18 protein-coding genes are annotated in these 20,709 nt (G+C 66.8%); 12 read left to right on the top strand and 6 right to left on the bottom strand.

Features of this window, described 5'->3' with window-relative positions:
* The first annotated feature begins 538 nt into the window (after positions 1–538).
* Together BDI24065_RS05030 and BDI24065_RS05035 are read left to right on the top strand one after the other, a co-directional pair.
* Positions 539–1,276 (top strand): gluconate 2-dehydrogenase subunit 3 family protein, encoded by a 738-nt coding sequence (locus BDI24065_RS05030; RefSeq protein ID WP_175030276.1) that lies wholly within the window; start codon positions 539–541, stop codon positions 1,274–1,276.
* Positions 1,276–3,054 carry a GMC family oxidoreductase gene (locus BDI24065_RS05035; RefSeq protein ID WP_021163240.1) on the top strand — a complete coding sequence of 593 codons (1,779 nt, stop codon included), beginning with the start codon at positions 1,276–1,278 and terminating at the stop codon, positions 3,052–3,054. The genes BDI24065_RS05030 and BDI24065_RS05035 overlap by 1 nt, the downstream gene beginning before the upstream one ends.
* Before the next feature lie 17 nt (positions 3,055–3,071).
* On the opposite strand, the gene BDI24065_RS05040 is transcribed toward BDI24065_RS05035, so the two are convergent.
* Positions 3,072–4,124 carry an RNA-guided endonuclease InsQ/TnpB family protein gene (locus BDI24065_RS05040; protein ID WP_175030277.1) on the bottom strand — a complete coding sequence of 351 codons (1,053 nt, stop codon included), beginning with the start codon at positions 4,122–4,124 and terminating at the stop codon, positions 3,072–3,074.
* Between the two features lie 92 nt (positions 4,125–4,216).
* On the opposite strand from BDI24065_RS05040, the gene BDI24065_RS05045 reads away from it, so the two are divergent.
* Together BDI24065_RS05045 and BDI24065_RS05050 are read left to right on the top strand one after the other, a co-directional pair.
* On the top strand, positions 4,217–5,629 hold the full coding sequence (locus BDI24065_RS05045; RefSeq protein WP_175030278.1) for a c-type cytochrome: 1,413 nt from the start codon (positions 4,217–4,219) through the stop codon (positions 5,627–5,629).
* Between the two features lie 208 nt (positions 5,630–5,837).
* Entirely contained in the window at positions 5,838–7,553 is a 1,716-nt protein-coding gene (locus tag BDI24065_RS05050) for a cation:proton antiporter domain-containing protein (protein ID WP_175030279.1), read from the top strand.
* A gap of 75 nt (positions 7,554–7,628) precedes the next feature.
* On the opposite strand, the gene BDI24065_RS05055 is transcribed toward BDI24065_RS05050, so the two are convergent.
* The 4 genes from BDI24065_RS05055 to BDI24065_RS05070 form a co-directional block, all read right to left on the bottom strand.
* Positions 7,629–8,393: an SDR family oxidoreductase gene (locus BDI24065_RS05055; RefSeq protein WP_175030280.1), complete on the bottom strand. Its 765-nt coding sequence runs from the start codon at positions 8,391–8,393 to the stop codon at positions 7,629–7,631.
* Between the two features lie 19 nt (positions 8,394–8,412).
* A complete protein-coding gene (locus BDI24065_RS05060; protein ID WP_175030281.1) occupies positions 8,413–9,408 on the bottom strand; it encodes an arabinose ABC transporter substrate-binding protein in 996 nt (331 codons plus the stop codon).
* A 198-nt stretch (positions 9,409–9,606) separates the two neighbouring features.
* Positions 9,607–11,505 carry a peptidoglycan D,D-transpeptidase FtsI family protein gene (locus BDI24065_RS05065; RefSeq protein ID WP_175030282.1) on the bottom strand — a complete coding sequence of 633 codons (1,899 nt, stop codon included), beginning with the start codon at positions 11,503–11,505 and terminating at the stop codon, positions 9,607–9,609.
* Positions 11,506–11,923: 418 nt separating this feature from the next.
* Positions 11,924–12,268, bottom strand: coding sequence for a DUF3564 family protein (locus tag BDI24065_RS05070; RefSeq protein WP_011355389.1), 345 nt, complete (start codon positions 12,266–12,268; stop codon positions 11,924–11,926).
* A gap of 650 nt (positions 12,269–12,918) precedes the next feature.
* Between BDI24065_RS05070 and BDI24065_RS05075 the strand changes: the two genes are divergently transcribed.
* The gene (locus BDI24065_RS05075; RefSeq protein WP_175030283.1) at positions 12,919–14,130 is read left to right on the top strand and encodes an SDR family oxidoreductase; all 1,212 of its coding nucleotides are present in this window, start codon (positions 12,919–12,921) and stop codon (positions 14,128–14,130) included.
* Positions 14,131–14,185: 55 nt separating this feature from the next.
* On the opposite strand, the gene hpaR is transcribed toward BDI24065_RS05075, so the two are convergent.
* Entirely contained in the window at positions 14,186–14,626 is a 441-nt protein-coding gene (gene hpaR / locus BDI24065_RS05080) for a homoprotocatechuate degradation operon regulator HpaR (protein WP_048245409.1), read from the bottom strand.
* A gap of 152 nt (positions 14,627–14,778) precedes the next feature.
* Between hpaR and BDI24065_RS05085 the strand changes: the two genes are divergently transcribed.
* From BDI24065_RS05085 to hpaI, 7 genes are read left to right on the top strand one after another with little or no spacing between them, the layout of a single operon-like run.
* Positions 14,779–15,468: a fumarylacetoacetate hydrolase family protein gene (locus BDI24065_RS05085; protein ID WP_175030284.1), complete on the top strand. Its 690-nt coding sequence runs from the start codon at positions 14,779–14,781 to the stop codon at positions 15,466–15,468.
* A complete protein-coding gene (locus BDI24065_RS05090; RefSeq protein ID WP_175030285.1) occupies positions 15,465–16,229 on the top strand; it encodes a fumarylacetoacetate hydrolase family protein in 765 nt (254 codons plus the stop codon). The genes BDI24065_RS05085 and BDI24065_RS05090 overlap by 4 nt, the downstream gene beginning before the upstream one ends.
* 22 nt (positions 16,230–16,251) lie before the next feature.
* A complete protein-coding gene (gene hpaE, locus BDI24065_RS05095; protein ID WP_174948728.1) occupies positions 16,252–17,715 on the top strand; it encodes a 5-carboxymethyl-2-hydroxymuconate semialdehyde dehydrogenase in 1,464 nt (487 codons plus the stop codon).
* A gap of 50 nt (positions 17,716–17,765) precedes the next feature.
* Positions 17,766–18,614 carry a 3,4-dihydroxyphenylacetate 2,3-dioxygenase gene (hpaD, locus tag BDI24065_RS05100; protein ID WP_175030286.1) on the top strand — a complete coding sequence of 283 codons (849 nt, stop codon included), beginning with the start codon at positions 17,766–17,768 and terminating at the stop codon, positions 18,612–18,614.
* Positions 18,615–18,647: 33 nt separating this feature from the next.
* Positions 18,648–19,040 (top strand): 5-carboxymethyl-2-hydroxymuconate Delta-isomerase, encoded by a 393-nt coding sequence (locus BDI24065_RS05105; RefSeq protein WP_175030287.1) that lies wholly within the window; start codon positions 18,648–18,650, stop codon positions 19,038–19,040.
* Between the two features lie 20 nt (positions 19,041–19,060).
* Positions 19,061–19,864 carry a 2-oxo-hept-4-ene-1,7-dioate hydratase gene (hpaH, locus tag BDI24065_RS05110; RefSeq protein ID WP_043183524.1) on the top strand — a complete coding sequence of 268 codons (804 nt, stop codon included), beginning with the start codon at positions 19,061–19,063 and terminating at the stop codon, positions 19,862–19,864.
* Between the two features lie 12 nt (positions 19,865–19,876).
* Positions 19,877–20,683 carry a 4-hydroxy-2-oxoheptanedioate aldolase gene (gene hpaI, locus BDI24065_RS05115; RefSeq protein ID WP_175030288.1) on the top strand — a complete coding sequence of 269 codons (807 nt, stop codon included), beginning with the start codon at positions 19,877–19,879 and terminating at the stop codon, positions 20,681–20,683.
* The last annotated feature ends 26 nt before the right edge of the window (positions 20,684–20,709 follow it).

A 20,709-nucleotide genomic window follows, 5' to 3' on the forward strand; every position in this document is an offset into this window, starting at 1 on the left:
AAGAGACAGCCTTCGACGCGGCGCGCCACACAACAATCCTCTCCCTGACACCCGCCTCGACCGGTAATCGCACGATCCTTGTGCGTTCCGGCTCCCGGATTTTTCAATTGTTGCGATTTTCGATGCATTGAATTGCATTGGAGCAACTTTTAATGGAACCGGTTCCATATATAATTCGCGGCACTTGTCGTCGGACCCGAAAGAGGGTCGTGCACGTCGCGCTTGCTGTCGGCAAACGCGGCGTCTAAGTTGAATGAGGGTCATGAGCGATGAGGGGCAGATGCGGGCAGATGTCGGCATTTGTCAGACGATAAGGCTCACAAAGAAGCCGATCCGTGCGGCGCAGCCTGAACCGGCGCGATGCGCGGCTGCATGAAGGCGCTGCCGTGCGTGGCACGGGCGGCGCCTGCAGCGAGGTTGTTCGCAACAGACGAAAGAACAGGACGGCCAGCCGCGTGCGGCATGGCTGCCATGCCGGACACGCCGCATGCGGAATGCGCGCGTCCGGGCCCCGATCCCCAACGATCAACATCCGACCATGTCCACGCCACCTGACAAACCCAACTCGCGCCGCCGTTTCCTGCGCACGTCGGTCGCGCTCGTGCCGATCGCGTCGGTCGCCGGCTGCGACCTGCGCTCGTCGTCGCCTTCCGCGACGACCGGCAACGCGCCCGGTGCATCGGCCAACGCCGAACGCGCCCCGTACAAGCCGACCTTCTTCGATGCGAAGGAGTGGGCGTTCGTCCAGGCCGCCGTCGACCGCTTGATTCCGGCCGATGCAGAAGGCCCCGGCGCGCTCGAATCGGGCGTGCCCGAATTCATCGACCGCCAGATGGAGACGCCGTATGCGCACGGCGCCACCTGGTACATGCAGGGGCCGTTCCAGCAGGGCGTGCCCGAGCTCGGCTACCAGCTGAAGCTGGTGCCGCGCGACATCTACCGGCTCGGCATCGCGGCGGTCAACCGCTATTGCGAGAAGACCCACGGCAAGGCGTTCGCGGATCTCGACGCGCCGACGCGCGACACGGTGCTCGGCGCGCTGGAGAAGGGCGGTGCGCAGATCGACGACGTGCCGCCCGGCGTGTTCTTCGGCCAGTTGCTGCAGAACACGCGCGAAGGCTACTTCTGCGATCCGGTGCATGGCGGCAATCACGACATGGCCGCGTGGAAGATGATCGGCTTTCCGGGCGCGCGCGCGGACTTCATGGATTTCGTCAACCAGAGCGGCAAGCCCTATCCGTACGGCCCCGTCTCGATCAACGGGGAGCGCAGCTGATGGCCGCAGAGAAAAAGCCGCATGTCGATGCGGTGATCGTCGGCTTCGGCTGGACCGGCGCGATTCTCGCGAAGGAACTGACCGAAGCGGGCCTGAACGTGGTCGCGCTCGAGCGCGGCGAGTATCGCGACACCTATCCGGACGGCGCGTATCCGAACACGATCGACGAGCTGACCTACAACATCCGCAAGAAGCTGTTCCTCGACCTGTCGAAGACGACCGTGTCGATCCGCCACGGCCTGCAGGACACCGCGCTGCCGTACCGGCAGCTCGCCGCGTTCCTGCCGGGCGAAGGCGTCGGCGGCGCGGGGCTGCACTGGTCGGGCGTGCATTTCCGGATCACGCCGGAAGAGCTGCGCCTGCGCAGCCACTATGAAGAGCGCTACGGCAAGAAGTTCATCCCCGAAGGGATGACGATCCAGGACACGGGCGTGACCTACGACGAGCTCGAGCCGCATTTCGACTTCGCCGAGAAGGTGTTCGGCACGTCGGGGCAGGCGTACAAGGTCGGCGGCAAGGTGGTCGGCGACGGCAACGTGTTCGAAGCGAACCGCAGCGACAACTTCCCGTTGCCCGCGCAGCTCAACACCTATTCGGCGCAGCGCTTCTCCGACGCGGCGAAATCGCTCGGCCTGCATCCGTACCGGCTACCGTCGGCGAACACGTCGGGCCCGTACACGAACCCGTACGGCGTGCAGATGGGCCCGTGCAACTTCTGCGGCTACTGCAGCGGCTACGCGTGCTACATGTACTCGAAGGCGTCGCCGAACCTGAACATCCTGCCTGCGCTGAAGCAGGCGCCGAACTTCGAGCTGCGCTCGAAGTGCCACGTGCTGCGCGTGGACCTCGACGATACGAAGAAGCGCGCGACGGGCGTGACCTACGTCGACCCGGCCGGTCGTGAAGTGCACCAGCCGGCCGATCTCGTGATCGTGGCCGCGTTCCAGTACCACAACGTGCACCTGCTGCTGCTGTCGGGCATCGGCAAGCCGTACGACCCGATCTCGGGCGAAGGTGTCGTGGGCCGCAATTTCGCGTACCAGAACCTGTCGACGATCAAGGCGTTCTTCGACAAGGACACCTACACGAATCCGTTCATCGGCGCGGGCGGCAACGGCGTCGCGGTGGACGATTTCAACGCGGACAACTTCGACCACGGCCCGCTCGGCTTCGTCGGCGGCTCGCCGCTGTGGGTGAACCAGGCCGGCGTGAAGCCGATCAGCGGCATCGCGACGCCGCCCGGCACGCCGCAGTGGGGCTCGGCATGGAAGAAGGCGGTCAAGGACAACTACGCGCACACGATCTCGATGGACGCGCACGGCACCAACATGTCGTACCGCGACGTGTATCTCGACCTCGATCCGACCTATCGCGATTCGTACGGCCAGCCGCTGTTGCGGATGACCTTCGACTGGAAGGACAACGACATCAAGATGGCGCAGTACGTGACCGGGCAGATGAAGAAGATCGCGGAGGCGATGGGCCCGAAGGCGATCGGCGTGTCGACGCGCGAATTCGGCAAGCACTTCGATTCGCGCGCATACCAGACGACCCACCTCGTCGGCGGCGCGATCATGGGCACCGACCCGAAGACGAGCGTGCTGAACCGCTACCTGCAGTGCTGGGACGTGCACAACGTGTTCGTGATGGGCGCATCGGCGCTGCCGCAGGGCATCGGCTACAACCCGACCGGGATCATCGCGGCGCTGGCCTACTGGTCGGCACGTGCGATCCGCGAGCAATACCTGAAAAATCCCGCCCCGCTGGTGACCGTTTGACGTCCTCCTCCGCCTGCCTAAAGGGGGAGGATTCCCACACCTGGCGATGCACGTCCGCATCGGAGAATGTTCAGCGCAGCGTTGGTATCTCGATCATGCAAGACACCGCACACACTGCAGGTCCACTCTCTTATTCGCAGTCCCGCGATACCTTTCGGCCGCGTCGTGCTGTCTCTCGACCCACACGCCGAACAGGACTGGGTAGAACCGCTTTCGTCGACTTCCTCGAATGTGGCCCCGTGCGCCATCGCCTTGTAACGGAGCTTGTCCCGGAAGGAGGACCAGGATGCGTCGTAGACGCTTTGCGCCATCCTAGTCTTGGCGAGTTTGGCGGCCGACACGTTGCCGACCGCGATGTAATCAAAGCGTCGCACCAGATCGAGCGCGAGCTTGTGCTGGAAATCGGCGCGGGCATTCGCCACCTTGGCGTGCAGTTTCGCGATACACCGCTTGTGCTTTCGCGCGCGTTGAGCTTTCGCCAGCTTTTCAGCCGCACGTTGACCAAACCGGTCGTTAGGCAGCTTTTCACCGGTCGAAAGTGTGGCGAAGTCTTTCAGACCGAGATCGATGCCGACGCCGGAACGGATCGGTCGGGCCTGAATATCGGGTATCTCGATCACGATGTTCAAGAACCAATTGCCGCGCGCATCCTGCGCGAAGTTGGTTCCGTCCTTGATCTTGCCTTCGGGAAGGGGGCGGCTATTGAACACGCGAAAGGTGTTGCCACCAAAGCGAAACGCGTCGCCTTCGCGCTTCAGGTCGCGGCCTTTCAGCGGTACCCAGCCAAGAGATTTCCTGCCGCGATAGCGCAGGTAACGGCGTCGGTGCTGACTGCGCGACTTCGCGAATTGCTCGCAAGTTGCGTTGACCGTGCCGGAGTGGATGCCGAGCTCCTTGCTAGTGCCGGTCGTCAGCACGTTCAGGTCGAAGCCGGTCGGCCACCTCTTGTTCCATTTAAGCGCGTGCTTCTGCGTGTCGTTGCAAAAGTTCCAGACGTAGTTCACCGCACGGCTTTGCTTGTTAAGCAGTCCGTTGAGCGATTTCACCCGGTAGCGGTAGACAAGAATCATACCGTTGAGCCTAACCCGCGGAAGAAGCTGCCTGTCAACAGCATTCATTTCCTTCCCGCCATCAATGGCGGGGTTTCTCGGAGCAATTCGTGATGAACCACCACAACGCCGCGCACCGCATTGCCCAGCTGCGACGCGCACTGGCGATCGGCACGGTATGGGGGGCGTTCGGTCTCGTCGGCGGATCGGCGTTCGCGCAGCCCGCAGCGCCCGCGGCGGCTTCCGGCCCGGCGGCTGCGCCCGCGGCCCAATCCGCCGACGCGGCCCTGATCAAGCGCGGCGAATACCTCGCGCGGGCAGGCGATTGCATCGCGTGCCACACCGCGAGCGGCGGCAAGCCGTTCGCGGGCGGGCTGAAATTCGACACGCCGATCGGCGCGATCTACTCGACGAACATCACGCCGGATCCGAAAACGGGCCTGGGCGGCTGGACCGTCGAGGACTTCACGCGCGCGGTGCGCGAAGGCGTGCGCAAGAACGGCGACACGATGTATCCGGCCATGCCGTTCCCGTCCTACGCGCGCCTGACCGACGACGACATGAAGGCGCTGTACGCGTACTTCATGCACGGTGTCGCGCCCGTCGAGCACGAGAACCGCGCGGTCGACATCGTGTGGCCGCTGTCGATGCGCTGGCCGCTCGAGATCTGGCGCAAGATGTTCGCGCCGAAACCGAAGCCGTTCGACGCGGCGCCGTACACCGATCCGGTGGTCGCGCGCGGTGCGTATCTCGTGCAGGGTCTCGGCCACTGCGGCGCGTGCCATACGCCGCGCGCGCCGACCATGCAGGAGCGCGGGCTGACCGACGCGGACGGCCCGGACTTCCTGGCCGGCGGCGCGGCCATCGACGGCTGGGTGCCGACGAGCCTGCGCGGCGAGCCGCGCACGGGCCTCGGCACGTGGACGGAAACCGAGATCGTGCAGTTCCTGAAGACGGGCCGCACGCTGCGCACGGCTGCGTTCGGCGGGATGACGGACGTGGTCGGCCACAGCATGCAGCACATGACCGACGACGACCTGAACGCGATCGCGCGTTACCTGAAGACGCTGCCGCCGCGCGTGCAGGGCGAGCAGCCGCACGTGTACGACGCGGCTGCCGCGAAGGCGCTGCAGGCGGGCGACGCGAGCAAGCCCGGCGCGGCCGTCTATCGCGACAACTGTACGGCGTGCCACCGCAGCGACGGCCACGGCTACACGCGCGTGTTCCCGGCGCTCGCCGGCAACCCGGTCGTGCAGGGCGACGATCCGACCTCGCTGATCCACGTGGTGCTGGAAGGCAGCGCGCTGGAGGGCACGCGCACCGCGCCGTCGACGTTCACGATGCCGCCGTTCGGCTGGCGCCTGTCGGACCAGGAAGTCGCGGACGTGTCGAACTTCGTGCGCACGAGCTGGGGCAACACGGGCGCGCCGGTGACGGCCGCGCAGGTCGCGAAGGTGCGCAAGAGCGTGCCGTCGACGCGACCCGAACCGCCGCCGGGCGCACGGTTCCCGCAAGCGTCACGCTGACGGGGCGGCGGGGCGCCAGCCCCGCCTGTCCGATGTGCTTCGAGGCGCCGCCGCACCCGCGCGGCGCCTTTCGTTTCGCCGGGGTTGCACCCCGCCAAGGCGCGCCAACAGGTGAAATTTTCGCGGCGGCGCGCCATTTTTCCGCCTCATCCCTTATCCTTTCGTTCTTGAACCTTACTAAATAGTTACAAGAACTTCGGGAGGGGGGATGCCTCATGACGTCAGCCTGATTGCGTTGCTCGCGGCCGGTTTCGGTCTCGCGATGGTCTTCGGTTATTTCGCGTCGCTGTTGAAAATGCCGCCGCTCGTCGGCTATCTGCTCGCCGGGATCGTGATCGGCCCCGGCACGCCCGGCTTCGTCGGCGACCTGTCGCTCGCGCAGCAGCTCGCCGAAGTCGGCGTGATGCTGCTGATGTTCGGCGTCGGCCTGCATTTCTCGCTCGGCGATCTGCTCGCGGTGCGCAAGATCGCGCTGCCGGGCGCGATCGTCCAGATTACGGTGGCCACGCTGCTCGGCGGCGGGCTCGCGCTCACCTGGGGCTGGAGCGTCGGGGCGGCGCTCGTGTTCGGGCTGGCGCTGTCGGTCGCGAGTACCGTCGTGCTGCTGCGTGCGCTCGAAGGGCGCGGGCTGGTCGAGACGGTCAACGGGCGCATCGCGGTCGGCTGGCTCGTCGTCGAGGATCTCGTGATGGTGCTCGTGCTGGTGCTGCTGCCGCCCGTCGCGGGGCTGCTCGGCGGCACGCCGCCCGGCGACGCGCACGCGGCCGGCGGCAGCGTGTGGGGCACGCTCGGCGTCACGATGCTGAAGGTCGCGGCGTTCATCGCCTTGATGCTGGTGGTCGGCAAGCGCGTGTTTCCGCGCATTCTGTGGCTCGTCGCGCGCACGGGCTCGCGCGAGCTGTTCACGCTGTGCATGATCGCGGCCGCGGTCGGCATCGCGTTCGGCGCGGCGAAGCTGTTCGACGTGTCGTTCGCGCTCGGCGCGTTCTTCGCCGGGATGATGATGCGCGAGTCGGAATTCAGCCGGCGCGCGGCCGACGAGACGCTGCCGCTGCGCGACGCGTTCTCGGTGCTGTTCTTCATTTCGGTCGGGATGCTGTTCGACCCGAAGATCCTGCTCGCGGAGCCGCTGCACGTGATCGAGGTCGCGGCGATCGTGGTGATCGGCAAGACGCTCGCGGCGGTCGCACTCGTGATCGCGTTCCGCTATCCGCTGAACACCGCGCTGACGGTCGGCGCGGGGCTCGCACAGATCGGCGAATTCTCGTTCATCCTCGCGGGGCTCGGCCGTGCGCTCGGGTTGCTGTCGGCCGAAGGGCAGAGCCTGATTCTGGCAGTCGCGCTGATCTCGATCGCGATGAACACGCTGCTGTTCGCGATGATCGATCCGGCGCTCGCGTGGATCCGCAAGCATTCGGCGTTCGCGCGCAAGCTCGAGGCGCGCGACGATCCGCTCGCCGCGCTGCCGATGTCGACGCCGCAGACGCACCTGACCGGGCAGGTCGTGATCGTCGGCTACGGCAAGGTCGGTACGCGGATCGCGCATGCGCTGGACGAGCGCGGCATTGCGTATGTCGTCGTCGAGCAGAATCGCGAGCTCGTCGAGAAGCTGCGCGCGGACGGCGTCGCGGCCGTGTCGGGCGACGCGATCGAGCCGATCGTGCTCGTGCAGGCGCATATCGCGCGCGCCGGGATGCTGGTCGTCACGCTGCCCGACGTGTTCGACGTGCGGCAAATCGTCGAGATCTCGCGCACGCTCAACCCGGCGCTCGAGGTCGTGCTGTGCACGAACAGCGGCGACGAGGCTGCGCTGCTGTCGAACGAGGGCATCGGCACGGTGTTCATGGGCGAGTCCGAACTCGCGCGCGGAATGACCGAGCACGTGCTCGGCAGGATGACGAAGCCGGCCGCGGCCGCGCATTAAGGGCGCGCGGCATCGCGCTGCGCACCGGGCAGGGCGCGGCGGCCCGGGCGGCCGCCGGCCCTGCGTGCTTCAGTTTCAGTAGAACGTCTCGAGCGTCAGTTCCTGCGCCATCACGCGATTGCCGGCCAGCAGGCCGCCATCGACGGGCAGCGCCACACCGGTGATGATCCGCGCGGCCGGCGAGCACAGGAACAGCGCGGCCTGCGCGACGTCGTCGGGCGTCGCGAAATCGTCGAGCGGATACCACTTCCTCAATTGTTCGAACACCTGCGGGTTGCGCTCCACGCGTGCTTCCCACGCGGGTGTCTTCACGGTGCCCGGCAGCACGATGTTCGCGCGCACGCCGTCGCGGCCGTATTCGATCGCGAGCGATTTCGTGTAGCTGATCAGCCCGGCCTTTGCGGCGCTGTATGCCGGATGCCCGAGCGCATGTACGCCGTTGACCGAACCGATGATCGCGATCGCGCCGCGCCCGCGTGCGCGCATGCCGGGCAGCACGGCTTCGACGCTCACGTAGGTAGCGGTCAGGTTCGCGTCGAGATCCGTGCGCCACGTGGTGGGCGTCGTGTCGCGCAGCGTGGTCGATGCAGCGGTGCCCGCGTTCGCGACGAGCACGTCGACTGGCGGATGCGATTCGAGCATCGAATGCAGCCGCTCGGCGTCGGTCAGGTCGTCGACGACCGGCGTGACGCGCGCGTCGCCGAGCGTGTCGAGGAAGCGGTCGAGCGCCGCGCGGTCGCGATCGAGCGCGAGCACGCGGTCGCCCGCTGCAAGGAAGGTGCGGCACAGCGCCTGGCCGATGCCGCCGGCGGCGCCCGTGACGAGGGTGGTGCGTGTCATGTCGGCTCCTTGTGCTGGTTCACAGACCGAGCGCGGCGCGCGCCTGCTTCTCGTTGTCGCGCGTGATCAGCGTGCCGGACGTCAGCACGAGCGGCGGCGGCGCCTGGTTCTTCGTGATCCAGTCATACATGTTGATGCTCGTCTGGTAGCCGTGCTGGCGCGGATTCAGCAGGATCGAGCCGTAGAAGCCCGTCGGCTTCGGTTTCGCGAATTCGTTGAGCGCGACCTGGCTGCCGTTGATGCCGACCGCGACCATCGCGTCGGCGCCGATGCCGCGCCCCTCGGCGGCGCGTACCGCGCCGACCGTCGTGTCGTCGTTCGAGCCGAATGCGACCCAGCGCTTGAAATTCGCATGCTTGGTGAGCGCGATGTTCGCCGCGTTGAACGCGCCTTCGGTGTCGGCCGTCATTTCGGGTGCGTCGATCACGTTCGCGGCCGGGAAGCCGGCCGCCTTGAGCGCGTCGACCGCGCCCGTCGTGCGCTCTTTCGCGGTCGGCAACTGGTCGTACGCGATTCGGATGATGCCGACCTCGGCCGGGTTCCAGCCGCGCCGCTTCGTCTCGTCCGCGATCGCCTGGCCGACCTGCTGGCCGATCTTGTACGCGGAGATGCCCATGTGCGGCACGCCCGGGAGCGGCGCGCCGTGGCCGTCGACGAGCTGGTCGTCGACCGACATCAGCTTGATGCCCGCGCGCTTCGCCTTTGCCGCGATGCCGGGGCCGAGCTTCACGTCCGGTGCGCAGATGATCACGCCTTGCGCCTTTTGCGCGGCGAGGCTGTCGAGCGCGGTCGATACCTTTTCGCCGCTCGGCGTCGCGATCTTGATCAGCGTGAAATGCTTTTCCTTCGCCGCCTGGTCGGCGAAGCGCCATTCGTCCTGGAACCACGGATCGTCCGGCTGTTTGACGAGGAAGCCGATTTTCACGTCGGCGGGGTCGGCGGCATGGGCGGGCACCCCGCCGACCAGCGCCGCGCTCGCCATGGCCAGTGCGAGCGTCTTCCAGTGGAATCGCATGCGTCTCTCTCCTTTGTTGTAGTCGCGCACGCGGGCAGGGCTGCCCGGCGCGCGGAAAAATTGTAGGAGCAGGCAGCGGGAACGCTCAAATGATGCGCGGCGTTCCTAGAAAGTGGGACGGTGCCCGATGGCGGGGAAGTGTGAAGAGGCGACGAGGCTGTCGGGGCGTGACGCGCGCGCCGGAGGGCGGCGCGTCGATCAGCCCGCCGCCGTGTTTGCCTGCGCCGGCGCTCTCGACGGCGCGGCTGTCTTCAGCGGTGCGGCGGTTTTCGGCGCAGCGGCCGTCTTTGCATGCGTCGCCGCCGCTTTCGGTGCAGCCACCGTCTTCTGCGGCGCAACGGCCTTCGCCGGCGGCGTCTTCTCGGGCTCGATCGGTGCGTCGGGCGGCACGCCGAGCAGCTGCAGCGAGCCGCTCGTGACCGACGCGAACACCGGGCCGGCCACCGTGCCGCCGTAGTAGCCCTTGCCGCGCGGCTCGTCGATCATCACCGCGACGATCAGGCGCGGGTTGCTCATCGGCGCCATCCCCGCGAACAGCGCACGGTACTTGCCCTTCGCATAGGTCGCGCCGACCTGCTTGCGCGCGGTACCCGTCTTGCCGCCGATCCGGTAGCCGTCGACGCGCGCGCGGCGCCCCGTGCCGCCTTCGCCGACCGCCATCTCGAGCATCGAGCGGATCGACGCGGCCGTCTGCGCCGACGTCACGCGGTGGCCGCGATGCGCGTCGATCGTCTGCTGGTCGGTACCGTTCTTCAGCAGCGACACAGGGTGCAGCGTGCCGTCGCCGGCATAGGCCGTGTAGGTTTGCGCGATCTGCAGCAGCGACATCGACAGGCCGTAGCCGTATGCCATCGTCGCCTGCTCGATCGGCCGCCAGCGCTTGTAGCCGCGCAGCCGGCCCGACGCGACGCCCGGGAACGTCAGTTCCGGCGCGCGGCCGATCCCGTATTCCTGGTATTTGTTCCAGATCGTTTCGGCAGGCAGGTTCAGCGCGAGCTTCGCGAGCGCGACGTTGCTCGACTTCTGCAGCGCCTGCGATACCGTCAGCGAGCCGTGGTTCGACGTGTCGTGGATCACGGCCGGGCCGATCTTGTAGGTGCCCGGCGACGTGTTGATGATCGTGTTCGGCGTGACCTTGCGCTCGTCGATCGACAGCGCGACGACGAGCGGCTTGATCGTCGAGCCCGGTTCGAACGTGTCGATCACTGCACGGTTGCGCAACTGCTGGCCGGTGAGGCGCGCGCGGTCGTTCGGGTCGAAGGTCGGGTAGTTCGCGAGCGCGAGGATCTCGCCGTTCTGCGCGTCGAGCACGACGACACTGCCGGCCATCGCGTTGTTCTCGACCACGGCCGCCTTGAGCTGGCTGAACGCGAGCTGCTGGATGCGGCGGTCGATCGTCAGTTCGATCGTCGCACCGTGCTGCGCCGGGACGAGCGGGCGCGTGTCCGACACGATGCGGCCGAGCCGGTCGCGAATCACCTCGCGCTGCCCGGAGGTGCCCACCAGGCGTGCATTCGCCGCAAGCTCGACGCCTTCCTGGCCCTTGTCCTCGATGTTCGTGAAGCCGACCACGTGGGCGGCCGATTCGCCTTCCGGGTAGAAGCGCTTCGAATCGGCGATCTGCGTGATGCCGTCGATCGCGAGCTTGTCGAGCTTGCCCGCGGTGTCCGCGTCGACCTGCCGCTTGAGCAGCACGAACGTCTTGTCGTTGCCGAGGCGCCGCTTGACCTCGACGAGCGGCATGTCGAGCAGTTTCGAGATCTGCGGGTAGTCGGTGTCGGCAACCTGCTTCGGGTTCGCCCAGATTTCATAGGTCGACAGGCTGACGGCGAGCATCGCGCCGTTGCGGTCGACGATGCTGCCGCGCGTCGCGTCGAGCTCGATCGTGCGCTGGTAGCGTTTCTGGCCCTGGCCGACGTAGAACTCCTTGTTCGCCACCTGCACCCAGAACGCGCGGCCGATCAGCGCGGCGAACGCGAGGAACACGATGATCACGATCAGCTTCGAGCGCCACATCGGCAGGCGCGACGCGAGCATGGGGTTCTTGGTCGCGGCCGCGTACGGATCGGCGGGGTGGGTCTTCTTTTTCACGCTCATGCAATGGCCGGGTCGGGCCGCCGAAGGGCGGCGAGTCAGTCTGAATAATGCGATTGTAATAAATGAGTAAACGCCGTGTGGGGAAAGTATGTTCCGGCCCCGAGAAAAAGCAGGTGTGGGCCCTCTGGCACGGCGCGGAAAAGGGGAAGGAAAGGCGGGGCGGAAACCGATTTCACCGTCGCAGCCGGCGACGGATGTCGGGCGATTCGCTGCGTGTCGATCCCGGGCACGCGATCCCGGGGACGGCCGATGCCGACCGTCCCCGGTGTGCGATCAATTGACCGGCCTGCGGTTATTTCTTTAAGCCGGAAAATGAAAAGCGCCCCGAATTGGGGCGCCGTTAATGCTGAATATCGAAATGAATATCGCTGAAACCAGAATAAACCCGAAAACCGCAGACGAATTACATCGATAGTTTCTATCGGGCGACGGAAATGAATTCCCGATATTCCGGCTCGCTCGTGCAACGATCGACAGCCTGCAGCCGCCACGCGCCGGGATGATCGCCGGCGAGGACGGCCGGGCCCTGTTCGCGCTGCGTTGCATCGAACGACAGTCCCTTCAGCTGGCACACGGCATTCCCGCCGTCGGCCGCGCAGAGCGCCATTGCGCCCTCGACATCGCGGACCTTGCCCCAGGTCGGAAGATCCATGCCTTGATGTGCCTCGCGCGACCACAGCCCCTCGTCGGTATCGACCCACAGTACCGCAAAGGAATGCCGGGTTGCCGATTCGCTGCCATTAATCCGAATGGTGAGGCGCATTGTGATCGTCTCCTAAAAAATTGACACATTCGACCGTTTAGACTTGAACAGTCTAGATAGACTGGTGTGAAACGCAAGTGATAAACCGCAATAAATCCGTATTGAGTACATTGCGGTTTCTGATGGAACGATGTCTGACGATTCATGGTTATTCCGACGGCGCGCGCAAACCCGCGCGTACTGGCGATCGCGGTGCCGATGGGAGGCGGGCCGATCGTCGAGACATGGGATGACATGCCGGCGAGGCGCGTCGATCTGTCGCGTGCGACCGGCGGCGGAAACCGGGCCGACCGGGGCGGCACCGCATCGTCGGAAAGCGGCCCGACCGGATGTTGCGGCGTTTTGACGGCGCGCCCGGTACGACAGACTCCGACAATCCCATACAAATCGGCACACTTTCACGAAACTTTCGGGACAGACTTGCCTGCGGTCGGGCCCCACACTGGGATCTTCCCGATCCAGTGCCGCGGACGCCCGTCCTCGGCGGCTGCCGCCGCCTCGTGCCAGAGACGCGATCGACGCGATCGCGGGCCGCACGCCCGATCGGGACTGCCGGGGCGCGCGTCAGGCCCCGGCCCGGCCGGTGAGCCGTGCGCAGCCCGCAACCGCGGGCGCCGCGCCGCCCGGCCGACTCTTCGAAGGAGACTATCGTGCTGATCTGGAAAACCGCGTTGTCGCTCAACTGGCGGACGAGCCTCGTGTCGCCGGCCAGCGCACCGGTCGCGGCGGCGAACGTCGGGCGGCTGGTGCTGACCGGCGCAACCGGCTTCATCGGCAGTACCGTGCTGACGGCGCTCGTCAATGCGGGGCTGCTCGACCGCATCGTTTGCGTCGTGCGCGCGCAGAACCGCGGCCACGCCGTCGCGCGGCTGCGCGAAGCGGCGCTGCGCGCGGGGCTTGCGCCGTACTGGGCGTCGCGCCTGACCGATGCGAACGTGATCGTCGGTGCGCTCGGCGACGTGTGGCAGGGCGCCGAGGCGCCGCGCCTCGCCGCCGCGACGCACGTGATTCATTGCGCGGGCCATGCGTCGCCGGCCGACGGCGCGCACCTGCAGGCCGACATCGCCGATGCGGTGCGCTTCGCCGAACGCTTTGCTCGGGCGCCGCGCCTGCAGCGCTTCGTGTACGTCGGCACGGCCTATGCGCACGCGGGCCGCGGCGGGATCGTGCAGGAAGAGGCCGCGGGCGACACGGCGAACGACGTCACGCGCGACGAAGAAGGCCTGCCGGGCGCGGTACTCGCGGCCGATTACCTGCACGCGAAGGCGGAGACCGAGCAGCGCTTGCGCGGGCTCGGACTGCCGCTCGTCGTGGTGCGGCCGTCGCATGTGGTCGGCCACACGGTGCTCGGTACGCGGCCCGCGCCGAATTCGTTCTGGATGTTCCGGCTGGCGCATGCCGCGCGCCGCTTCACCGCGCGGCCGATGACGCGCATCGACATCGTGTCGGTGGACGACGTGGCGCGTGCGACGATGCTGCTGGCCGTCAAGCCGACGCTTGCGCACGACCTGTATCACGTGTCGGCCGGCGACGAGGCACCGCAGGTCGCACAGATCGTGCGTGCGATGGACGAGGCGGCGGGGATGACGGGCGCACCGCGCTACGCGGCGTGTGCACCGGCCGAATTGCCGCTGGTGGTGCGCGACGTGCTCGGGCGGACCGATCCGGCCCTCGAACGCGTGATCGGCCGGGCGCTGCAGCGCTGCGGGGAATTCGCGACGGTCGATCGCGTGTTCGACAACCGCCGCGTGCGCGACGAAATCGATTTCGAACCGTTGCCGTTCATCGATTACGTCGAGGAATGCATGCGCACGTCGCGCGGCGTGGCCGTGACCGAGCTGATGCGCGGCGCGGTGCATTGACCGTCCGCGCTGCACCGGCACCCGTTCCCGCGCCTGGCGGGAACGGGTGCCGTCATCACGTGTTGCCGCCGAGTTCGATGAGCCGGTCGAGCGCGCGATAGATGTCTTCGAGGCCGTCCTGGCCGAACCGCGATTCGAGCTGCCGGTACTGCTCGTCGATCCGCGGACCGATTTCCGTGACCAGTTTCCTGCTTTGCGGCGTCAGGCTGACCAGCAGCCGGCGCTGATCTTCCTGCGCGCGCGTGCGCGTGATCAGGCCGTCGCGCTCCATCCGTTCCAGCACGCCCGTGAGGCTCGGGCTCAGGATGCAGCAGCGCCGCGCGATCTGTCCCGCTTCGAGCGCATGCGCCGGTTCGCCGTCGAGCACGCGGATGATCCGCCATTGCTGTTCGGTCAGCGCGAATTCCTTGAGAATGGGGCGAAACAGACCCATCAGCGTTTCGCGGGCCTCGAGCAGCAGCATGGCCAGGTTGCGATGGTCGAGCGTACGGTTCATCGGGGTGGGCAGTGGACGGGGACGCATCAATCTTAACAGCCGCAGGTGGTGAATTTCGCATATCAGGGTAATCGAGGTTGCCAGCGCCCGATTGTTTACTTAAGATATTAACTATTGACGATGCGCCGCGACGCGCGGCAGGGGAATGACGCATGGAGCTGTCTTGCACGACCGCCGCGGCGGCGCCGTTGCCGGTCGCCATCGGTACCGTCTACGGTGCGCTGCTCAACGAGCGCGCGGCGCTCGACGCGCTCGGCGATGCCGTGAACGCACCGCCTTACGGCCGCCAGCCGCAGGCGCCGATCCTGTACATCAAGCCCGCCAACACGCATGCGGCCGACGGCGCGACTGTCGTCGTGCCGGCCGGCGTCGACGCGCTGGAGATCGGCGCGTCGGTGGCCGTCGTGTTTTCGCACCGTGCGACCCGCGTGCCGGCCGAACGGGCGCTCGACTACCTGCACGGCTTCACGCTCGCGAGCGACGTGTCGGTGCCGCATCCCGATTACTACCGTCCGGCCGTGCGCTTCAAGTGCCGCGATGGTTTCTGCCCGCTGGGCCCGGCGATCGTGCCGGCCGCCGCGCTGGGCGATGTCGACGCGATCGGCCTGACCGTGCGGATCGACGGCGAGGCGGCGGTGTCCGCTTCGACGGCCACGCTGATTCGCCCGGTGCGCGAGCTGATTGCCGACGTGACGGCCTTCATGTCGTTCGACGCGGGCGATGTCCTGCTGCTCGGCGTCGCGGGCGGCGCACCGCGCGCCCGCGCGGGCAGCACGATCGAGATCGCCGCCGCCGGTATCGGCACGTTGCGGCACACGCTGATCGCGGAGGAAGCACGATGAAAACCGCACGTGTCATTTACAACGGCGCCCTGCATGCGGCGGAACCGGCCGGCGACGGCGCGATCCGCCTGGATACGGGGCGCGTGGTCGCGGAAGAGCGGGTCGAATGGCTGCCGCCCGTCGCACCGCGCACGACGTTCGCGCTGGGCCTCAACTACGCCGACCACGCGAAGGAACTCGCGTTCAAGGCGCCGAGCGAGCCGCTGATCTTCCTGAAGGGGCCGAACACGTTCATCGGCCACCGGTCGCGCACCGTGCGCCCGGCGGATGCCACCCACATGCATTACGAGTGCGAGCTGGCCGTCGTGATCGGCCGGCCCGCGCGCAACGTGAGCCGCGCGCAGGCGCTCGACTACGTGGCCGGCTATACGGTCGCGAACGACTACGCGATCCGCGACTATCTCGAGAACTACTACCGCCCGAACCTGCGCGTGAAGAACCGCGACACCTGCACGCCGCTCGGGCCATGGTTCGTCAGCCGCGACGAGATCGGCGATGCGGGCGACCTGACGCTGCGCACGACGGTGAACGGCCAGGAGACGCAGCGCGGCAGCACGCGCGACATGATCTTCGACGTGCCCGCGCTGATCGAGCACATCAGCGGCTTCATGACGCTCTCGCCGGGTGACCTGATCCTGACCGGCACGCCCGAGGGGCTGGCGGACACGAAGCCGGGCGACGAGGTCGTGACCGAAATCGAGGGGATTGGCCGGCTCGTGAACACGATCGTCGGCGAAGCAGACTACTATCGCGCCGGCTGAGCCCGTCGCCCAAGGAGAGAGCATGACCATCAAGCACTGGATCGACGGCCGCGAAGTCGAGAGCCGCGAGACGTTCACGACGCTGAATCCCGCGACGGGCGATGTCATCACAGACGTCGCATCGGGCGGCGAGGCCGAGGTCGACGCGGCCGTGCGCGCCGCGAAGGAAGCGTTCCCGAAATGGGCGAACACGCCCGCCAAGGAGCGCGCGAAGCTGATGCGCAAGCTCGGCGAGCTGATCGAGAAGAACGTGCCGATGCTCGCGGCGCTGGAGACGCAGGATACGGGCCTGCCGATCGCGCAGACGAGCAAGCAGCTGATTCCGCGTGCGTCCGAGAACTTCAACTTCTTCGCGGAAGTGTGCGTGCAGATGAACGGTCGCACCTATCCGGTCGACGACCAGATGCTGAACTACACGCTGTACCAGCCGGTCGGCGTGTGCGCGCTGGTGTCGCCGTGGAACGTGCCGTTTATGACCGCGACGTGGAAGACGGCGCCGTGTCTCGCGCTCGGCAACACCGCCGTGCTGAAGATGTCGGAGCTGTCGCCGCTGACGGCCGACCAACTGGGCCGCCTCGCGCTCGAAGCCGGCATTCCGCCGGGCGTGCTGAACGTCGTGCAGGGCTATGGCGCGACGGCCGGCGATGCGCTGGTGCGCCATCCGGACGTGCGCGCGGTGTCGTTCACCGGCGGCACCGTCACCGGCAAGCGGATCATGGAGCGTGCCGGTCTCAAGAAGTATTCGATGGAACTCGGCGGAAAGTCGCCGGTGCTGATCTTCGACGATGCCGACTTCGACCGCGCGCTCGACGCATCGCTGTTCACGATCTTCTCGATCAACGGCGAACGCTGCACGGCCGGCTCGCGAATTTTCGTGCAGCGCACGATCTACGACCGCTTCGTGCAGGAGTTCGCGCGCCGCGCGAACAACCTGGTGGTCGGCGATCCGTCCGATCCGGCCACGAATCTCGGCGCGATGATCACGCGCCAGCACTGGGAGAAGGTGACGGGCTATATCCGCATCGGTGAGCAGGAAGGCGCGCGCGTGGTCGCGGGCGGCGCGGACAAGCCGGCGGGCCTGCCCGACCATCTGCGCAACGGCAACTTCGTGCGGCCGACCGTGCTGGCCGACGTCGACAACCGGATGCGCGTCGCGCAGGAAGAGATCTTCGGGCCGGTCGCATGCATCATCCCGTTCGAGGACGAAGACGAAGGGCTGCGGCTCGCGAACGACACCGCGTATGGGCTTGCTTCGTACATCTGGACGCAGGACGTCGGCAAGGTGCATCGCCTCGCGCGCGGCATCGAGGCCGGGATGGTGTTCGTGAACAGCCAGAACGTGCGCGACCTGCGTCAGCCGTTCGGCGGCGTGAAGGAATCGGGTACCGGGCGCGAGGGCGGCGAGTACAGTTTCGAGGTGTTCGCGGAGATCAAGAACGTGTGCATCTCGATGGGTTCGCACCACATTCCGCGCTGGGGCGTGTGACGGGCGCGGGTCGTCTGGCAGCACGAAAGAACCATACGGAGACTTGAACGATGGGCAAACTGTCCCTCGCCGCGAAGATCACGCACGTGCCGTCGATGTACCTGTCGGAATTGCCCGGCAGGCATCACGGCTGCCGCGAAGCGGCGATCCGCGGCCATCAACTGATCGGCGAGCGCTGCCGTGCGCTCGGCGTCGACACGATCGTCGTGTCGGACGTGCACTGGCTCGTCAACGCCGGCTATCACGTGAACTGCAATGCGCAGTTTTCCGGCACGTACACGAGCAACGAGCTGCCGCACTTCATCCGCGACATGCAGTACGCGTATTCGGGCAACCCGGCGCTCGGCCGGCTGATCGCCGAGACGGCTACCGAGCGCGGGATCGCGACCCGTGCGCACGAGATCGACAGCCTCGAACTCGAATACGGCACGCTCGTGCCGATGCGCTACATGAACGCCGACCAGCACTTCAAGGTCGTGTCGATCGCAGGCTGGTGCATGTGGCATCAGCTCGACGAAAGCCGGCGCTTCGGCGAGGCGCTGCTCGAAGCGATCGAGAAGAGCGATTCGAACGTCGCGTTCCTCGCGAGCGGGTCGCTGTCGCACCGCTTCAACGACAACGGCAGCCCCGAGGAATCGATCCACGAGATCAGCCGCGAATTCTTCCGGCAGGTCGACCTGCGCGTGGTCGAGTTGTGGAAGCAGGGCGATTTCAAGACCTTCTGCGCGATGCTGCCCGAGTACAACACGCATTGCCACGGCGAAGGCGGGATGCACGATACGGCGATGCTGCTCGGCTTGCTCGGCTGGGATCGCTACGATAAACCCGTCGAAATCGTTACCGACTATTTTGCAAGTTCTGGAACCGGGCAGATCAATGCGATCTTTCCGTTGTCCTGATCGCTGCGCCACGCATTCGACAGGAGACAAGCCATGCCACATATCGTCGTCGAATACACCGCGAACATCCGCGACGACGCGCGCATTCCCGTGCTGCTGCGTACGATCAACGCCACGCTGATCGCACAGGGCGGCGTGTTCCCGACAGGCGGAATCCGCTCGCGCGCGATCGAGCTGCAGGACTATTGCGTGGCCGACGGCACGGAGGACGACGCATTCGTCCACGTGACGCTGAAGATCGGTTCGGGCCGCACCGACGCGCAGAAGAAGACCGCGTGCGACGCGCTGTTCGACGCGGTCAAGGCGCACTTCGCGGAGCTGTATGCGAAACGCTACCTCGCGCTGTCGATGGAGCTGACCGAGTTCAGCGAAAGCGGCTCGTACAAGCACAACAACATCCACGCCCGCTACAAGCGGGCCGGCTGAACCCCATTCCCGATCCGACCATGCTCGAACCCGCCATCATCGACCAGCTCGCGCAGCGTCTGCACGACGCCGAGCGCGAGCGCAAGCAGATCCGCCAGATCTCGCTTGACCATCCCGACATCACGATCGACGACGCGTATGCGATCCAGCGCGCGTGGGTGGCCCTCAAGCTTGCGGAAGGCCGCACGCTGAAGGGCCACAAGATCGGCCTCACGTCGAAGGCGATGCAGAACACGTCGCAGATCGACGAGCCCGACTACGGCGCGCTGCTCGACGACATGTTCTTCGCCGACGGCGGCACGATTCCCACCGGCCGCTTCATCGTGCCGCGCGTCGAGGTCGAACTCGCGTTCGTGCTCGGCAAGCGGCTCACCGGCCCGGACTGCACGATCTTCGACGTGTACGACGCGGTCGACTATGTGGTGCCGGCGCTGGAGATCATCGACGCGCGCAGCCAGTCGATCGACCCCGATACGAAACGGCCGCGCAAGGTGTTCGACACGATCGCCGACAACGCGGCGAACGCGGGCGTCGTGATCGGCGGGCGGCCCGTGAAGCCGCAGGACGTCGACCTGCGCTGGGTTGCGGCGATCATGTCGCGCAACGGTGTGGTCGAGGAAACGGGCGTCGCGGCCGGCGTGCTGAATCATCCGGCGAACGGCGTTGCGTGGCTTGCGAACCGGCTGGCGCGCTTCGACGTCGCGCTGGAGCCGGGGCAGATCGTGCTCGGCGGTTCGTTCACGCGGCCGTGCGCGGCGCGGCCGGGCGACACGTTCAGCGTCGACTACGGCCCGCTCGGGACGATCCAGTGCTACTTCGAATGAGGTGAGCGAACGATGCAGATTCCTTCGAATGTCTTCAAGGCCGCGCTTGCGCGCGGCGACGCGCAGGTCGGGCTGTGGCTCGGGCTCGCGAATCCGTACAGCGCCGAAGTCGTCGCGGGCGCCGGTTTCGACTGGCTGCTGATCGACGGCGAGCATGCGCCGAACACGGTGCCGACGATCCTCGCGCAACTGCAGGCGATCGCGCCGTATCCGTCGCATCCGGTCGTGCGCGTGCCGTGGAACGATCCGGTGATCGTCAAGCAGGTGCTCGATCTCGGCGCGCAGACGTTGCTCGTGCCGATGGTGCAGAGCGCGGATGAAGCGCGCGCGGCGGTGGCGGCGACGCGTTATCCGCCGCATGGCATTCGTGGTGTCGGCAGTGCGCTGGCGCGTGCGTCGCGGTGGAATCGTGTTGGCGACTACCTGCATCGCGCGAACGACGAGATGGCCGTGCTCGTGCAGGTCGAGACGCGGGCGGGGCTCGATGCGATCGATGCGATTGCGCGGGTCGAAGGGGTTGACGGCGTGTTCATCGGGCCGGCGGATCTGGCCGCAGACCTTGGGCATCTCGGCAATCCGGGGCATCCGGATGTGCAGGCGGCAATCGACGGCGCGATCCGGACGATCAAGGCGGCCGGCAAGGCGCCGGGGATTCTGAGCGCGGATGAGGCGGCCGCGCGGCGTTATCTGGAAGCGGGGGCGCTGTTCGTCGCGGTCGGTGTGGATACGACGCTGCTGGCGAGGAGCGCGGAGCGGTTGGCTGCGCAGTTCAAGGGGAAGGGTGAAGAGGCCGCGAAGAAGGGGGATGGGACGTACTAAGCGAAGCGGAGCCTTGAAATACTGGC

Source organism: Burkholderia lata (genome assembly GCF_902499025.1).
Classification (GTDB): domain Bacteria; phylum Pseudomonadota; class Gammaproteobacteria; order Burkholderiales; family Burkholderiaceae; genus Burkholderia; species Burkholderia lata_C.

Bases quoted from the DNA above. Each gene is read 5' to 3' on its own strand.
- BDI24065_RS05030 (WP_175030276.1), top strand. From the start codon at position 539: ATGTCCACGCCACCTGACAAACCCAACTCGCGCCGCCGTTTCCTGCGC.
- BDI24065_RS05035 (WP_021163240.1), top strand. From the start codon at position 1,276: ATGGCCGCAGAGAAAAAGCCGCATGTCGATGCGGTGATCGTCGGCTTC.
- BDI24065_RS05040 (WP_175030277.1), bottom strand. From the start codon at position 4,124: ATGATTCTTGTCTACCGCTACCGGGTGAAATCGCTCAACGGACTGCTT.
- BDI24065_RS05045 (WP_175030278.1), top strand. From the start codon at position 4,217: ATGAACCACCACAACGCCGCGCACCGCATTGCCCAGCTGCGACGCGCA.
- BDI24065_RS05050 (WP_175030279.1), top strand. From the start codon at position 5,838: ATGCCTCATGACGTCAGCCTGATTGCGTTGCTCGCGGCCGGTTTCGGT.
- BDI24065_RS05055 (WP_175030280.1), bottom strand. From the start codon at position 8,393: ATGACACGCACCACCCTCGTCACGGGCGCCGCCGGCGGCATCGGCCAG.
- BDI24065_RS05060 (WP_175030281.1), bottom strand. From the start codon at position 9,408: ATGCGATTCCACTGGAAGACGCTCGCACTGGCCATGGCGAGCGCGGCG.
- BDI24065_RS05065 (WP_175030282.1), bottom strand. From the start codon at position 11,505: ATGAGCGTGAAAAAGAAGACCCACCCCGCCGATCCGTACGCGGCCGCG.
- BDI24065_RS05070 (WP_011355389.1), bottom strand. From the start codon at position 12,268: ATGCGCCTCACCATTCGGATTAATGGCAGCGAATCGGCAACCCGGCAT.
- hpaR (WP_048245409.1), bottom strand. From the start codon at position 14,626: ATGAACCGTACGCTCGACCATCGCAACCTGGCCATGCTGCTGCTCGAG.
- BDI24065_RS05085 (WP_175030284.1), top strand. From the start codon at position 14,779: ATGGAGCTGTCTTGCACGACCGCCGCGGCGGCGCCGTTGCCGGTCGCC.
- BDI24065_RS05090 (WP_175030285.1), top strand. From the start codon at position 15,465: ATGAAAACCGCACGTGTCATTTACAACGGCGCCCTGCATGCGGCGGAA.
- hpaE (WP_174948728.1), top strand. From the start codon at position 16,252: ATGACCATCAAGCACTGGATCGACGGCCGCGAAGTCGAGAGCCGCGAG.
- hpaD (WP_175030286.1), top strand. From the start codon at position 17,766: ATGGGCAAACTGTCCCTCGCCGCGAAGATCACGCACGTGCCGTCGATG.
- BDI24065_RS05105 (WP_175030287.1), top strand. From the start codon at position 18,648: ATGCCACATATCGTCGTCGAATACACCGCGAACATCCGCGACGACGCG.
- hpaH (WP_043183524.1), top strand. From the start codon at position 19,061: ATGCTCGAACCCGCCATCATCGACCAGCTCGCGCAGCGTCTGCACGAC.
- hpaI (WP_175030288.1), top strand. From the start codon at position 19,877: ATGCAGATTCCTTCGAATGTCTTCAAGGCCGCGCTTGCGCGCGGCGAC.